14 protein-coding genes are annotated in these 14,386 nt (G+C 59.0%); 7 read left to right on the plus strand and 7 right to left on the minus strand.

The features are described from left to right. Nucleotides 1–34 precede the first annotated feature (34 nt). From GKG34_RS01295 to GKG34_RS01305, 3 genes are read right to left on the minus strand one after another with little or no spacing between them, the layout of a single operon-like run. On the minus strand, nucleotides 35–472 hold the full coding sequence (locus tag GKG34_RS01295) for an aspartate carbamoyltransferase regulatory subunit (protein ID WP_005941235.1): 438 nt from the start codon (nucleotides 470–472) through the stop codon (nucleotides 35–37). A gap of 1 nt (nucleotide 473) precedes the next feature. Then, a complete protein-coding gene (pyrB, locus tag GKG34_RS01300) occupies nucleotides 474–1,415 on the minus strand; it encodes an aspartate carbamoyltransferase (protein ID WP_154255423.1) in 942 nt (313 codons plus the stop codon). 28 nt (nucleotides 1,416–1,443) lie between these two features. Next, nucleotides 1,444–2,199, minus strand: coding sequence for a GntR family transcriptional regulator (locus tag GKG34_RS01305; RefSeq protein WP_097777907.1), 756 nt, complete (start codon nucleotides 2,197–2,199; stop codon nucleotides 1,444–1,446). Between the two features lie 197 nt (nucleotides 2,200–2,396). On the opposite strand from GKG34_RS01305, the gene GKG34_RS01310 reads away from it, so the two are divergent. Together GKG34_RS01310 and GKG34_RS01315 are read left to right on the plus strand one after the other, a co-directional pair. Beyond that, nucleotides 2,397–2,945, plus strand: coding sequence for a GNAT family N-acetyltransferase (locus GKG34_RS01310; RefSeq protein ID WP_097774894.1), 549 nt, complete (start codon nucleotides 2,397–2,399; stop codon nucleotides 2,943–2,945). A gap of 207 nt (nucleotides 2,946–3,152) precedes the next feature. Beyond that, nucleotides 3,153–3,290: a hypothetical protein gene (locus tag GKG34_RS01315; protein WP_154255424.1), complete on the plus strand. Its 138-nt coding sequence runs from the start codon at nucleotides 3,153–3,155 to the stop codon at nucleotides 3,288–3,290. 134 nt (nucleotides 3,291–3,424) lie between these two features. On the opposite strand, the gene GKG34_RS01320 is transcribed toward GKG34_RS01315, so the two are convergent. Together GKG34_RS01320 and GKG34_RS01325 are read right to left on the minus strand one after the other, a co-directional pair. Continuing rightward, on the minus strand, nucleotides 3,425–4,792 hold the full coding sequence (locus tag GKG34_RS01320; RefSeq protein ID WP_154255425.1) for an MATE family efflux transporter: 1,368 nt from the start codon (nucleotides 4,790–4,792) through the stop codon (nucleotides 3,425–3,427). Between the two features lie 206 nt (nucleotides 4,793–4,998). After that, nucleotides 4,999–7,014, minus strand: a complete 2,016-nt coding sequence (locus GKG34_RS01325) for a TIM-barrel domain-containing protein (RefSeq protein ID WP_154255426.1) — start codon at nucleotides 7,012–7,014, stop codon at nucleotides 4,999–5,001. Between the two features lie 328 nt (nucleotides 7,015–7,342). On the opposite strand from GKG34_RS01325, the gene GKG34_RS01330 reads away from it, so the two are divergent. The 3 genes from GKG34_RS01330 to spoIVA all read left to right on the plus strand — a co-directional run bounded on the left by GKG34_RS01330 (nucleotide 7,343) and on the right by spoIVA (nucleotide 11,150). Further along, entirely contained in the window at nucleotides 7,343–7,963 is a 621-nt protein-coding gene (locus tag GKG34_RS01330; protein ID WP_120019758.1) for a sugar transferase, read from the plus strand. Nucleotides 7,964–8,184: 221 nt separating this feature from the next. Then, entirely contained in the window at nucleotides 8,185–9,519 is a 1,335-nt protein-coding gene (aspS, locus tag GKG34_RS01335) for an aspartate--tRNA(Asn) ligase (protein WP_005941202.1), read from the plus strand. Between the two features lie 140 nt (nucleotides 9,520–9,659). After that, complete coding sequence (spoIVA, locus tag GKG34_RS01340) at nucleotides 9,660–11,150, plus strand: stage IV sporulation protein A (protein ID WP_154255427.1); 1,491 nt, start codon at nucleotides 9,660–9,662, stop codon at nucleotides 11,148–11,150. 54 nt (nucleotides 11,151–11,204) lie between these two features. On the opposite strand, the gene GKG34_RS01345 is transcribed toward spoIVA, so the two are convergent. Both GKG34_RS01345 and GKG34_RS01350 read right to left on the minus strand, forming a co-directional pair. Next, nucleotides 11,205–11,756, minus strand: coding sequence for a DUF4364 family protein (locus GKG34_RS01345; RefSeq protein ID WP_154255469.1), 552 nt, complete (start codon nucleotides 11,754–11,756; stop codon nucleotides 11,205–11,207). Between the two features lie 50 nt (nucleotides 11,757–11,806). Then, on the minus strand, nucleotides 11,807–12,742 hold the full coding sequence (locus tag GKG34_RS01350; protein ID WP_005941187.1) for a S1 RNA-binding domain-containing protein: 936 nt from the start codon (nucleotides 12,740–12,742) through the stop codon (nucleotides 11,807–11,809). Between the two features lie 205 nt (nucleotides 12,743–12,947). On the opposite strand from GKG34_RS01350, the gene GKG34_RS01355 reads away from it, so the two are divergent. Further along, nucleotides 12,948–13,136 carry a DUF951 domain-containing protein gene (locus tag GKG34_RS01355; protein ID WP_005941184.1) on the plus strand — a complete coding sequence of 63 codons (189 nt, stop codon included), beginning with the start codon at nucleotides 12,948–12,950 and terminating at the stop codon, nucleotides 13,134–13,136. Nucleotides 13,137–13,230: 94 nt separating this feature from the next. Further along, the gene (gene prfA, locus GKG34_RS01360) at nucleotides 13,231–14,322 is read left to right on the plus strand and encodes a peptide chain release factor 1 (protein ID WP_154255428.1); all 1,092 of its coding nucleotides are present in this window, start codon (nucleotides 13,231–13,233) and stop codon (nucleotides 14,320–14,322) included. Nucleotides 14,323–14,386: the final 64 nt, after the last annotated feature.

Genomic DNA, 14,386 nt, shown 5'->3' on the forward strand with positions numbered 1-14,386 from the left:
AATTGCCTGATACAGCAGCTCTTTTTCTGTGTCGTTATTCCGGCTTTACCTGCAGCTCCTGCTCGCAGTAGATGCAGCGGTACTTGCCGTTGGAGCTCAGCTCAAAGATCTGGTCGCACTCTTCCTCAATGGAGGAGATGCAGCGGGGGTTGCGGCATTTTACAATGTTCACAAGGCGCTTGGGGGGCATCGGCTTTTCCTTGCGCACGGCCTTGCCGTTTTCAATGATGGTCACGCTGATGCCCGGGTCAAGGTAGGCCAGCACATCCAGGTTCAGCCAGGAAGCATCGCCCTCCACCTTGATGATGTCCTTGCGGCCGCTGGCGGTCTTGCTGCTGCGTGCATTCTGGATCAGCGCCACGCTGGCGGTGCGGTTGCCCGCAATGCCCAGCAGGTCCATCAGGCCAATGGCGGTGCCTGCCTTGATGTGGTCGATCACGATTCCGTTCTGAATTTCATCGATGTTCAGCATATCAGTTCTCCTCCTTAGGTGCCTTGGGGTCGCGCAGGCCCAGCAGGGTCATGATCAGTGCCATACGCACATACACGCCGTTCTGCACCTGCTCAAAGTAGGCGGCGCGGGGATCGTCGTCCACGTCCAGTGCGATCTCGTTGACGCGGGGCAGGGGATGCAGCACAGCCATATCCGGCTTTGCAAGGCCCATCTTTTCCTTGGTGAGGATGTAGCTGTTCTTCAGGCGGATGTAGTCCTCCTCGTTGAAGAAGCGCTCCTTCTGCACGCGGGTCATGTACAGGATGTCCAGCTCCGACATGGATTCCTCCAGACTGCGGGTCTCCTGGTAGGGGATGCCGTTGGCCTCCAGCACGTCCTTCACGATGTAGTCCGGCACGCGCAGCTCTTCCGGGCTGATAAGCACGAACCGGATGTTCTTGCAGCGGGCCATGGTCTTGATGAGGGAGTGCACGGTGCGGCCGAATTTCAGGTCGCCGCACAGGCCGATGGTCAGGTCATCCAGCCGTCCCATGCGGCGGCGGATGGTCATGAGGTCCGTCAGGGTCTGGGTGGGGTGCTGGTGGCCGCCGTCGCCCGCGTTGATCACCGGGATGCGGGAGTAGCGGGAAGCGCGCAGCGGTGCGCCCTCTTTGGGGTGGCGCATGGCCACGATGTCCGCATAGCAGGACACCACGCGGATGGTGTCGGCAACGCTTTCGCCCTTGCTTGCGCTGGACACGTTCTCACTGGGAAAGCCCAGCACATGGCCGCCAAGGTTCAGCATGGCTGCCTCAAAGGAGAGGCGGGTGCGGGTGGAAGGCTCGTAGAACAGGGTAGCCAGCTTTTTATGCCGGGCCACCTCCTGATACGCGGCCGGGTCGTCATGGATGCGGTCGGCCAGATCAAGCAGCGTGGAGATTTCCTGTTGGGTAAAATCCAACGGGTCGATCAGATGTCGCATGGGTGCATACCTCCGTCAGTTTTTTGGTTTAGAGCAGCTTGCGTAAAATGGAAAAATCAAAGAAGTTTGTGTAGTAGCTCAGCGAACGCATCACCGGGCGGCACAAACGATTGAAACACACTTCGTCCAGCAACAGCATGGCCTCGCCCGGAGCAAGGCGCATGGCGGAGCGGATGGCATCATCGCCGCAGCTTGCCTTCAGGTGGGCGACGTTGGAGGAGATCTGCTGGTGGCACTCCCGTTCCAGAATATCGAACACGCCGCCGGTCAGGTCGATGCGGGTGTAGTCTCTGGCACCGAACAGTGCTCTGGGCAGGTAGTCGATGGAGTAGATCACCGGGGTGGTATCGGCCAGAATGCGCTTTTTGATGCAGATCACGTCGTCGCCCGGCTCAATTTCCAGATCGCGGGCCAGCTCTTCACCGGCACGGATGGGAAATACCTGAATGCCGTCGGCGTGGGGGTAGCTGCCAAAGCTGCGGATCAGCGGGTAGTATTCCAGCTTCTGGTCCAGCCGGCTGCGCAGGCTCAGCACAGCGCGGTTCACCACCGTGCCAATGCCGCGCACGCGCTCCACATAGCCTGCGCGCTCCATCTCGCTCAAAGCATCGCGGATGACGGTGCGGCTCACGCCCAGCTCAGCGGCAAGATCTACCTCGGCGGGCAGACGGTCGGCCCGGGCATAGCGCCCGGTGCGCAGCTCTTCCAGCAGACTGGCAACGATGCGGTCGCTGATCACAGCACCGCCCAATCGGTTGGAAGAGGTAAGTGCAGATTCCTTCATGGTTCGGTTCCTCCGTTCACGGGCAGGGGATGCTCCCCGCCGGGACTTGAAGCCTGCGCCGCACGGCACCTTTGTGACCACGCCATACGCCGCAAACCCCTTTATACTTTATTATAACATAAATTGACATTTATAAAAGCGGCATTTATACTGGAAACAGCGAAAAAGTATGATTTTATTTTGGAGGGAAACGCAAGATGGAAGTTTTTCTGCACAAGATCTGCGGCCAGCCGGTGCAGCCGCCGGTGTCCATGCAGCTGCGCCGCTGCACGCCGGAGCAGGCCCCGGCGGTGTACGCCTTGCAAAACGAGGTGCGCGCCGCCATGCCGGACCCGGAGCAGTTCGTGCCGGACACGCTGGAAAACATCACGGCCTATGTCCGCAATGACCTGTGCATCGGCGCATGGCAGGGCAGCCGCCTTGGCGGGTATCTCATCGTGCGCTTCTGCGGGCGCAGCGCACACAACTATGCGGCCTTCATGGATGTGCCACGCACCGAGTGGGAGCACTGGGCCAATGCGGACAGCGCCATCGTCCACGCAGACTTTCGCGGCAACGGCCTGCAACGGCTCATGCTGGAAGCAGCGCTGCCGCTTTTCCCGAAAAAAATCACCCACATCGGTGCTACCGTCAGCCCGCAGAACCAGTACAGCCTGCACAACGCCCTTGCATCCGGTTTTGCCATCGTCTCCCGGCGGGAAATGTACGGCGGCCACGACCGCTACCTGCTGGCAAAGGAGCTGTAAAAAGTTGTAATTCGTCAAAAAGTATGTTAAACTAAAAACGCCACCCCGAAGGATGGCGTTAAGGTGCTATCTGCAAGCGCAGGTGGTCATGCTTCCTGCCCGTTATCGCTGCTCTTTCTACATAGAACGAAGCAGAGGTTCCGGGAGTGGAACTTTTTTGCAAAATGAAACTTCCCGGAGCCTTGAAGGCGAAGGGAGGGATATCCGGTGACTCTGTTGGAAACCCTCGCACTGCTCACCTTCATTCTCACACTGTTGGGTCTGATCGTGGACGTGATCCGTCTGGCCGTTGAGGTCATGACAATGTTTTCCAAGCACAAAGCCGATGATAGCAAAAAAGACTGACCGCCCAGCTACCAACTCGTGCGGTCAATCTTTTCTTGACTAAACGGGCAAGGAGCTGACCATTGCGGACAGCGCCTTTTCTGTTTGTAGTATAGTGCTTTTTTCAGGGATTGTCAAGGGCGCAGGGCTTCTCTTTACGCCGCCTGTAGTGTCTGACCTCTCTGGCGCATCTTGTGCCGCACCACCAGCAGGCAGGCCAGATGCACGGCAGCCGTCAGCACCCAGCTGATGGGGTAGCTGATGTACAGCATGAACGGTGTGCGGTTCAGCTGGAAGATGGTGGCGATCCACACCAGCCGCAGCAGGCAGCTGCCCACAAGGCTCACCACCATGGGCAGCACGCTGTAGCCAAGGCCGCGCAGGCTGCTGGCCAGCGTATCCATGATGCCGCACAGCAGGTAGGTGCCGCAGATCACCCGCAGGCGCTCGTATCCGGCGGCGATCACCGCCGCATCCGAGGAGTAGAAGTGCAGCAGCTGGGTGCCTGCCAGCACCGCACCGCCGCCCAGCACCACGCCGGTCACGATGGCGCACAGCAGGCAGTTGAGGACAACACGGTTCAGGTTCTGGTACTTGCGTGCGCCCATGTTCTGGCTGGTAAAGGTGACGGCAGCCTGCGAAAAGGCGTTCATGGCGGTATAGACGAAGCCCTCCAGATTGGCGGAGGCCGAACTGCCTGCCACCACCGTGGAACCAAAGGAGTTGATGGCCGACTGGATGACCACGTTGGACAGGCTGAACACGGTGCTCTGCAGACCGGCAGGCAGGCCGATGAGCAAAATCTGCTTCAGGGCACCCATGTGGAAGCCCAGATGATGCAGATCCAGATGCAGCGCGCCCTCCTCCTTCATCAGCATCCGCGTCACCATGCAGGCGGAAACGGTCTGACTGATGATGGTAGCCAGCGCCACGCCTGCCACGCTCATGGAAAAGCCAATGACGAACACAAGGTTCAGCACCACGTTGATGAGACCGGCTGCTGCCAGACAGTACAGCGGGCGCTTGGTGTCGCCCACGGCACGCAGCAGCGCACTGCTGAAGTTGTACAGCATGGTCATAGGCATCCCGATGAAATAAATTTTAAGGTACAGCGCAGAGAGGTCGATCACATCCTCCGGGCAGCTCATCAGCTCCAGCAGCCCCCGGGCTGCAAAAAAACCCACCACAGCCAGCAGCACGCCGCTGACAAGGCCCAGCGTCACCGAGGTCTGCACCGTGTCCTGCACGCCGTGGTCATCTTTTGCACCAAAGCAGCGGGCCGCCACCACGTTTGCACCCAGCGAAAGCCCTACGAACAGGTTCACCAGCAGGTTGATGAGGGAGCCGTTGGAGCCGACGGCGGCCAGTGCGGTGCTGCCCGCAAAGCGGCCCACGACCACTACGTCCGCAGCGTTGAACAGCAGCTGCAGAATGCTGGAAGCTGCCAGCGGGATGGAGAACAGGATGATCTTTTGGAGCATCGGGCCGCTGGTCAGGTCAGCGGAGCGGCTTGTCTGAGCCATGAGAAGAGTACCTCCTTTTTATCGTTTACGCGGAGAAGCCGTTTTCCGAAGCATTGCACACTGCTTAGGAGGACAGCATCTGAAATGTAAATTTTTCGTAAATAAAGGGAACCGAAGGCATATTATAACGCGCGGCGCAGAAAAATACAAGTGGCACCGCCGAAAAAAGACAGTTTTTTCCGGCAATGCCACAGGAAAACGGTTTTTCAGTTGGATTCAAGCACCTTCCAGTGCTCCGGTGCGGCAAAATCGCTCGTCTCGCCGTCATCGGTGTACATCCGGCAGCGGGCGCTGCCATTTTCGTCCGGGCAGGCCCACAGGGTCAGGGCGGTGTCGTCCAGCTGGGCGGTGCAGCTGGCGGGTCTTGCCACCGGCACCGCATGGCCCGGGCGGATGAACAGCAGCACTTCGTCCAATGCGCAGCGGACGTAGTGGTGCCCGGCGGGCAGAAGCTCGGTGTCGTAGTCGTCTACACTGCGGATGCGGTAGAGCTTCATTGCTTCCGGCAGGTAGACATGCCGTCCGCTGGCGTTCTGGGTGTAGACAGGCGCTACCATCACACCCTCGCCCAGCAGCAGCTGGTCCTGCACCTCGCGGGCATCCGGGTCAGCAGGGAAATCAAAGCCCAAGGGCCGGAAGTAACTGGTATTTTCCAATGCCGCCTTCATGAAGGTACTATAAAGGTAGGGCAGCAGGGCATACCGCAGCCGGAGCATCTTCCGCAGGGCAGGCAGCATATCCGCAAAGCGGTAGTATTCCTGCATCCGGGAGCCGTCGGTGGCGTGGTTGCGCATCAGCGGCGTGAACAGGCCGAACTCCAGCCAGCGCAGAGCCAGATCAGGCGTAGTATCGTAGGAAAAACCGCACAGGTCGGCACCGGTATAAAGAAAGCCGCACAGCTGCACGTTGGGCATCATCTGGATATTGGCCAGAAGCTGTGCCCATGTGGAAGCGTTGTCACCCAGCCAGATGCCGCCGTAGCGGTGGCTGCCGATGAAGCTGGAACGGCTGTAGAGCAGCGTGCGTCTGCCGGGCCGCAGGCGGGCAAAGGCTTCGCCTGCCGCACGGGTCATATTGCCGCCGTAGAGGTTGTGCACCCTGTCATGGCGCACCCGCTGGCCGTCCACATCGTGGTAGAAGCTGGCGTAGTCCTCCGGGGCGTTCATCAGGCCCAGCGCACCGCCCACCACCTTGCCAAAGAATTCATCCTGCACGATGTTGTCCTTCCGGCTCAGTTCGTCCATGCTCTCAAAGAAAGCCTTGAGCCGCTCGGGTGAGTAAAACAGCGCAGGCTCGTTCATATCGTTCCAGAAGCCCTCGATGCCGCAGTCGGTCAGTGCCTTGTACTGCCGGCCGAACCACTCCCGCACCTCCGGGCGCAGGAAGTCCGCAAAGTAAGCCTTGCCGGGCCACACCGCCGCCACAAAGGGGGTGCCGTCGGCTTTGGTGCAGAAGAAACCGTTTGCAAGGCCCTCGGCACAGACGGGGTTTTCCGGGTCGATGCGCACACCCGCATCGATGATGGGCACCAGCCGGATGCCCTGTGCCTTCAGTTCAGCGCTCAGGGCGGCAAGGTCCGGGAAGCGCTGCTTGTTTACGGTAAAATCCGCGTAGTCCTGCATGTAATCGATGTCCATGCAAATCATATCCAGCGGCAGATCGTTCTCTTTGTACTGGCGGGCCACCTCCCGCACGTCCTCAGCGGTCTTGTAGCCAAAGCGGCTCTGTGCCAGACCAAAGGCCCACTTGGGCGGGATATAGCTGCGGCCGATGAGCTGCCGGAACTGGCGGCTGATATCGTTCAGGTCGTCGCCGGTGATGATGTAAAGCTCATGATCCGGCTCTTCGGTGGCAAAGCGCAGGGCATCGTATTCGGTGTAGCCGATATCGTAGCGCACTTTGCCCGGGAAATCGATGAACACACCAAAGCATTCACGGCCCACACCGCCATCAATGAGCAGAAAATTGTGCGCACCATAGTAGGAAAGCTTATCCTCGCTGTGGCGGGCTTCATCGGTGTTGTTGGTCACGTAGTGCCAGCCGCGCTTGTTGATGCCGCGGGGCATTTCGCCCAGACCGTACACGATGGCATCCGGAGCCATCCGGTATTCCCAGCCGCCTTTCTCAGCGGTGAGAAAGGGCACCGGCCCGGCGGAAACTGGGATCTCCTGCACCACACTGTCGGTGGGCAGGGGCAGGCCAAAACGGAAACGCTGGATCATAGGGGACCTCCTTGTAGCATCCTTGTCCTCTCCGTCACGCCTTTCGGCGTGCCACCTCTCTCAAAGTGAGAGGTTTTGCCAAAGGCCCCATCTCCGAGGGGGCTGTCGAGCGAAAGCGAGACTGGGGGAGTGGACTTCTCATTTTCTTTATCTTACCCCGGGCCACGCTGCAAAACAAGAGACAAAACCGGCACTTTTTTGCCACAAAACCGGCAGAACGCAGCCAAAGCATAAAAATATCGGCGGCAGGCGGCGGATGCAATTGCAAATTCCGGCCCATACTGTTATACTGGAACTGCTACTTTGAATCGGAAAATGGAGGAAACCCATGTATCGCAATGGAATCAAGCGCCTGCTGGCGGTGGTGCTGTCGCTGTGCGGCATGATCTGCCTGTCCTGGCTTTTTCTCATTCTGGCCGTCGCCATCAAGCTGGACTCGCCCGGCCCGGTGTTCTTCAAACAGAAGCGTGTGGGCATTGGCAAAAAGCACTTTTACATTTTAAAGTTCCGCACTATGCGCATCGACACGCCCCACGATATGCCCACCCATCTGCTGCACGACCCGGACCAGTATATCACCCGCATGGGTCATTTCCTGCGCAAGACCAGTCTGGACGAGCTGCCCCAGCTGTGGAACATCTTTGTAGGTGATATGGCGGTCATCGGCCCGCGGCCTGCTTTGTGGAACCAGTATGATCTGCTGGCAGAGCGCGACAAGTACCATGCAAACGATGTGCGCCCGGGCCTGACCGGCTGGGCACAGATCCATGGCCGCGACGAACTGGAAATTGCCGAGAAGGCCAAGCTGGACGGCTGGTATGTGGAGCATCTGAGCTTTGGGCTGGATGTGAAATGCTTCTTTGGCACCATTGCCGCTGTGCTTAAGCACGACGGCGTGGTGGAGGGCGGCACCGGCACTCTGCACGAAGAGGAAAAGCGGGATCATTAAAAATGGCTCCGCTTTGCTCTGCCATTCTTAGCGGAAAAAGATTTTATGTTTGCAGTTCTGGAAAATCTGCGGATTTTCCAGAACTGTTTTTTCACAGAAGGGGTCGTGAACAGAAACTGCATTTTGCCTCGCGAACTCGAAATCGCCATATCTCTTGATTTATCCCCGGAAAAGCGTATAATAAAACAGTACACAAGACGTCAAAGGAGGATTCCTGTATTATGGAACGCACCTATATCAACGAGGCTCAAAAGGCCATCGGCGGCACGGTCAAGGTGCAGGGCTTTATCGAGAACCTGCGCAACAGCAAGTATATGGCCTTTATCGTGCTGAAGGATATTACCGGCAAGCTGCAGATCACGGTGGAAAAGGAAGATCACCCCGATCTGGTGGATACCATCGATCAGCTCACCCCGGATTCCGTCATCACCGTCACCGGCAAGGTGGTGGAGAACGACTACGTCAAGATGGGCGGCGTGGAGATGATCCCCGAGAGCATCGAGATCGAGAGCATCGCCAACGCTCTGCCCATCGTCCGCAAGGAGATCGCAGCCACCAAGAAAAAGAAGGCTGTGGAGCGCTCCAGCATCGACCAGCGCATCGACTACCGCTGGATCGACCTGCGCACCGACGAGAACCAGCTCATGTTCAAGGCACAGAGCTGCTTTGTGAACGCCATGCGCAAGTTCCTGCTGGACCGTAACTTCATCGAGATCCACACCCCCAAGCTGATCGCTGCTGCCAGCGAGAGCGGCTCTGAGGTGTTCAAGGTGGACTACTTTGACCGCAACGCCTATCTGGCACAAAGCCCTCAGTTCTACAAGCAGATGGCCATGGCTGCAGGCTTTGAGCGCATCTTCGAGACCGGCCCTGTGTTCCGCGCCGAGAAGAGCTACACCAACAAGCACTCCACCGAGTTCTCCGGCTTCGACCTGGAGTTCAGCTACATCACTTCCTATAAAGACGTGATGAAGATGGAAGAAGAGCTGCTGACTGCCGGTCTGCAGGCCGTCAAGGACAACTATGGCGACCAGATCAAGGAGATGTTCGGGCAGGAAGTGATCGTTCCCACCACCCCGTTCCCGGTGGTCAAGCTGGCAGACCTGTACAAGGGTCTGGAAGAAGAGTTCGGCTACACCGTCGATGAGAGCGAGAAGGGCGACCTGACCACTGAGGCCGAGCGCCTGAGCTATGAGTGGGTGAAGAAGCACTACGGCCACGAGTTCCTCTTCATCACCGATTATTCCGCCGAGAAGCGTGCGTTCTACCACATGCGGGACGAGAACGGTGTGCCCCAGGGCTACGACCTGATCTGGCGTGGTGTTGAGATCACCACCGGTGCCCAGCGCGAGCACCGCTACGAGGTGCTGAAGAAGCAGGCCGAGGAAAAGGGTCTGGCCGATGATGTCAAGTTCTATCTGGAGTTCTTCCAGTACGGCTGCCCGCCCCACGGCGGTTTCGGTCTGGGCATCGACCGCCTGACCATGCTGCTGTGCGGCCTGACCATCAAGGATGCCGAGTTCCTGTTCCGCGGCCCCAACCGTCTGACCCCGTAATTGTAAAAATGTTTGTAAAGGCTCCTGTGCTGCTGGCATGGGAGCCTTTTGTCATATCCGGCCTTTTCCCAACATACGATTACAACAAGCGGACCGGAATCCTGTCCGGTGCACAGCGCAAACGGGAAGGGGAGAGCAATTTGGCAAATCAGGAACAGAAGAGCATCTGCCGCGAGATCGGCGCACGCACCGGCGGAGATATCTACATTGGGGTGGTTGGCCCGGTGCGCAGCGGAAAATCCACCTTTATCAAGCGTTTCATGGAACAGCTGGTGCTGCCCGCCATCGGCCCGGCGGCTGCGCGGGAGCGTGCCCGGGACGAGCTGCCCCAGTCGGCAGCGGGACGCACTATCATGACCACGGAACCAAAATTCATCCCGGAAGCAGCCGTGCCCCTGCAGTTGGAGGGCGGCGGCGAGTGCCGGGTGCGGCTCATCGACTGCGTGGGTTACATGGTGGAGGGGGCTATGGGCCACGAGGAGAACGACAAGCCCCGCATGGTCAAAAGCCCGTGGTTCGACCACGAGGTGCCCTTCGACCTTGCCGCCGAGACCGGCACCCGCAAGGTGATCTGCGAACATTCCACCATCGGCATCGTGGTCACCACCGACGGCTCTGTGAGCGACATCCCGCGGGAGGGCTATGCCAGAACCGAGAAGCGCATCGTGGAAGAACTGGATGCGCTGGGCAAGCCCTACATCATTCTGCTCAACAGCATCCACCCGGATGCGCCGGAGACGAAGCAGCTGGCCGAGGGCATGGCCCGGGACTACGACCACACCGTGCTGCCGGTGAGCTGCGTGGATCTGGACGCGGAGGCACTCGGCAGCATCCTGCGGCAGGTTCTGTACGAGTTCCCGGTGCAGGAGCTGGATTTTGCCCTGCCGCGCTGGGTCACGATGCTGGAAAATGGCCACTGGCTGCAAACGCAGGTGTACGATGCGGCCATGCAGCTGGCGGCAAAGGTCTCCCGCATGAAGGATGTGCCCTCCGGAACAGACGCACCTGCGCTGGAATGTGACGCGGTGCAGCGCTCGGCCATCAGCGGCATCGACCTTGCAAACGGCAGTGTGCGCATCACGGTGGAGCTGAAGCCGGAAATTTTCTATCAGGTGCTGAGCGAGCAGACCGGCCTTGCCATTGGCGACGAAGCGGGCCTGATGCCCTGCATCATGGAGCTGGCAAAGGCCAAACGGGAGTACGAGAAGGTGCGCAGCGCCCTTGAGCAGGTGGAAGCCACCGGCTATGGCATCGTGATGCCCACGGTCAGTGAGCTGAAACTGGAACAGCCCCAGATCGTGCGGCAGGGCACGAATTACGGCGTGCGGCTGGAAGCCTGCGCGCCCTCCATCCAGATGATGAAGGCCACCATCCACACCGAGATCAGCCCCATCGTGGGCACCGAAAAGCAGAGCGAGGACCTTGCCCGCAGCCTGCTGGCCGGCTTTGAGGACGACCCGGAAAAGCTGTGGGAATCCAACATCTTTGGCAAGAGCCTGCACGAGCTGGTGAACGAAGGGCTGCAGAACAAGCTGCTGCACATGCCGCAGGAGGCCCGCACCCGCCTGCAGGAAACGCTGGAACGGGTCATCAATGAGGGCTGCACCGGGCTCATCTGCATTCTGATCTGACCGCTACAAAACAGAAGAGGGAAGCGCCGCGCGGGTGCCTCCCTCTTTATTTGTTCACTTTTCTTCTTCGGTCAGCTTATTGATGAGCATTTGGTAGATCTCGTTGCCCTTGAGGATGAACTGCTTTTTTACCAGTTCGGCGGTCAGCCGGTCCGGTGTGCCGAGGTCCAGACAGAACAGCTCACTGTCCAGCCCTTTCACCGTGCAGCGGATGGTGCAGTGGCCGTCCTCTTTTTCGGTAATGCTGGCACTGTACTTGGCTTCCTTGCGGGCCCATGTCTGGCAGCGCAGCACAGCGGCCACAGCGCGCTCCCGCACACTGCGGGGCAGGTCGTAGGCAAGCTCCTGCGCCACTTTGCGGCCCTTCTCGGTAATGGTATAGCTGCCCTTTGTCAGGGTGACGAGCTGCTGCTTGGTGATATCGTCCAGACACGAGCCGATCTCGAAATAGTTCACCAGCGCTTCTTCCATCAGGGCGTTTTCGATCTCCTGCCGGGTAATGGGTCCGGCATTTTTGACCAGATAGCACAGCAGCAGCCGGATCTCGGTGCTGCTGGTCAACCCGCCGGGACGTACACCGGCAGTAAAAGCATCATTGGCGGCCATCGTTCCATACATCCCCCTTGCATTCCTTTTCTTTTATAGTATAAAGGCTTTCACGCCGGATTGCAAGCCGCAGCGGCAAAATCTGTCTCAATGCGCTTGGGGCTTTCCGGCGTGGAGTACACCCAGTGGTCCAGATGGCCCTCGGTGATGAAATACTTCAGCTCGAACCGGTGGCGCTGGCTCAGGGCGTGGTTTACGATCACCAGCTTGATCTTCATTTTTTCCGGCAGGATGTTCTTGATGTAGACGCTCACCGCCTGCCCGGGCACAAGGTCGGTGCAGCTCTCGGCAAGGCCCGCGAGGTTGGGCGCGATCTCGATAAAGGTGCCGTATTCCTCCACGCTGCGCACGATGCCCACCACGGTCTCACCCACGGTGAACCCGGCCGCATTTTCCTCCCATGTGCCCAGCAGTTCCCGGATGGTCAGCACAAAGCGGCCCTGTACATCCCGGTTCTTGACGGCGCACAAGATCTGCTGGCCCACGCTCACCCGGTCGGCGGGGGAGGAGATGCGGCTCACCGACATGCAGTCGATGGGCAGCAGGGCACTGATGCCGCAGCCCACATCACAGAACGCGCCAAACGGCTCGATATGGGTCACGGTGCAGGGCAGGATATCGCCGGGCTGCAGGGTGTCCAGATAGTCGGCCTTGCACATCTGCTGCGCCAGCGCGCGGGAGAGCCGGTAGAAGGGCTGACCGTTCTCATCGGTGTCCAGCGCTTCGATCACAAAGCAGGTGGGGCGGCCCACCCTCGTCAGCACCGCAATGTCCCGCACGGTGCCGTTTGCGGCACCATCGGCGCACTGGGCAAAGGGCATCACGGCTCTCACCCCGCCGATCTCGAACCGCAGCTGGCGCTGTGTATCAAAGGCCAGAGCAGTGGCCTGCAGGATCTCGCGGTTTGCCATGGCGGCGCGCAGTTCAGCGGGGGACAGGCGCGCAGCAGAACGGTAGTTGCCTTCGGTACGGTAAGCTTGCATCATCTTTCATTCCTCTTTCTCTGCTTTTTAGGCCGTGCTTGGAACGGCAGCGGCCTTTCTGTTAAAACTTATGCATCCGCATGGGCGGATATTTGCATTTTGTGCGGCTTTGCATTATACTATATCTGTATGCGCAGCAAACCGGCACGCCGGACTTTGCGCACACACCGCCTGCTGTTTTGGGCAGGCAGAAGGGAGAAGCAGAGCTATGGACATTGCTGTAGGCGATACCATCCTCACCCGCAAAAAGCACCCCTGCGGAGCGTCCAGCTTCGAGGTACTGCGCGTCGGCATGGATTTTAAGATCCGGTGTACCGGCTGTGGGCGCGAGGTGATGCTGCCGCGTGCTAAAATTGAAAAGAACATCAAAAAGGTGGTAAAACCCGGGCAGGCCTAGCGCCCGGCGCAGCACGCATCCGGGGCGGAAAGGCCCCGGAGCCGTTCGGCTGCACGAACATGAATCTGAGTTTGTAAGGAGAACTGCCGGAATTATGCCGAACATGTTTACCCAGATGGATGCTGTCTGCCACCGCTTTGAAGAGCTTTCCATCCGCCTGAACCAGCCGGATACCGCCGCAGACCCTGCGCTTTTCCGCAGGCTGATGCGGGAGTACCACGATGCAGAACCTGTGGTGCAGGCCTACCGCGCGTGGCAGACCGCACAGGATCATCTGGCACAGGCCAAAGCTCTGCTGGAAGAACCGGGCGCACTTGACCCGGACTTCAAGCAGATGATACAGCAGGAAATCAGCGAAAAAAGTCAAGATGTGGAAAAGCTGGAAAATAATCTCAAAATTCTGCTGCTGCCCAAGGATGTGAACGATGGCAAAAATGTCATTGTGGAGATCCGCGGCGGCGCAGGAGGGGAGGAAGCTGCCCTGTTTGCCCACAGCCTGCTGCGCATGTACACCATGTATGTGCAAAGCAGGGGCTGGCAGCTGGAAATGCTCAACCTCAACGAGACGGAGCTTGGCGGCGTGAAGGAAGCCATCTTTTCGGTGGACGGTGCCGGGGCCTACAACCGCCTCAAGTACGAGAGCGGTGTGCACCGTGTGCAGCGTGTGCCGGAGACCGAGACGCAGGGCCGCATCCACACCTCCACGGCCACGGTGGCTGTGATGCCGCAGGCCGAAGAGGTGGACTTTGCGCTGGACATGAAGGACCTGCGCATCGACACCTTCCGCTCCTCCGGCGCGGGCGGTCAGCACATCAACAAAACCTCCAGCGCCATCCGTGTGACACATCTCCCCACCGGCATGGTGGTAGAATGCCAGAACGAGCGCAGCCAGTTCCAGAACAAGGACAAGGCGCTGGAGATCCTGCGCAGCCGCCTGCTGGCCCAGAAGCAGAAACAGCAGCAGGATGCCATCAACGCCAGCCGTCAGGGGCAGGTGGGCACCGGCGACCGCAGCGAAAAGATCCGCACCTACAACTTCCCGCAGGACCGCTGCACCGACCACCGCATCGGCCTGACCGTGCACAATCTTTCCAAGATCATGGACGGCAATCTGGACGAGGTGATCGACGCACTGGCCACCCACGAACAGGCCGAAAAGCTGCAAAAGCTCAACGAGCAGGGCTGAAATGCGGTTTTGGAAATAAAACGATATCCTGTCGATAAATGCTGAAAAGCATAAATACTTTACA

Origin of the sequence: Faecalibacterium sp. BIOML-A4 (assembly GCF_009679665.1) — a bacterium.
Lineage (GTDB): Bacteria > Bacillota > Clostridia > Oscillospirales > Ruminococcaceae > Faecalibacterium > Faecalibacterium taiwanense.

Bases quoted from the DNA above. Each gene is read 5' to 3' on its own strand.
- aspS (WP_005941202.1), top strand. From the start codon at position 8,185: ATGGAACGCACCTATATCAACGAGGCTCAAAAGGCCATCGGCGGCACG.
- GKG34_RS01355 (WP_005941184.1), top strand. From the start codon at position 12,948: ATGGACATTGCTGTAGGCGATACCATCCTCACCCGCAAAAAGCACCCC.
- GKG34_RS01350 (WP_005941187.1), bottom strand. From the start codon at position 12,742: ATGATGCAAGCTTACCGTACCGAAGGCAACTACCGTTCTGCTGCGCGC.
- GKG34_RS01325 (WP_154255426.1), bottom strand. From the start codon at position 7,014: ATGATCCAGCGTTTCCGTTTTGGCCTGCCCCTGCCCACCGACAGTGTG.
- GKG34_RS01320 (WP_154255425.1), bottom strand. From the start codon at position 4,792: ATGGCTCAGACAAGCCGCTCCGCTGACCTGACCAGCGGCCCGATGCTC.
- pyrB (WP_154255423.1), bottom strand. From the start codon at position 1,415: ATGCGACATCTGATCGACCCGTTGGATTTTACCCAACAGGAAATCTCC.
- prfA (WP_154255428.1), top strand. From the start codon at position 13,231: ATGCCGAACATGTTTACCCAGATGGATGCTGTCTGCCACCGCTTTGAA.
- GKG34_RS01310 (WP_097774894.1), top strand. From the start codon at position 2,397: ATGGAAGTTTTTCTGCACAAGATCTGCGGCCAGCCGGTGCAGCCGCCG.
- GKG34_RS01295 (WP_005941235.1), bottom strand. From the start codon at position 472: ATGCTGAACATCGATGAAATTCAGAACGGAATCGTGATCGACCACATC.
- GKG34_RS01330 (WP_120019758.1), top strand. From the start codon at position 7,343: ATGTATCGCAATGGAATCAAGCGCCTGCTGGCGGTGGTGCTGTCGCTG.
- GKG34_RS01345 (WP_154255469.1), bottom strand. From the start codon at position 11,756: ATGGCCGCCAATGATGCTTTTACTGCCGGTGTACGTCCCGGCGGGTTG.
- GKG34_RS01305 (WP_097777907.1), bottom strand. From the start codon at position 2,199: ATGAAGGAATCTGCACTTACCTCTTCCAACCGATTGGGCGGTGCTGTG.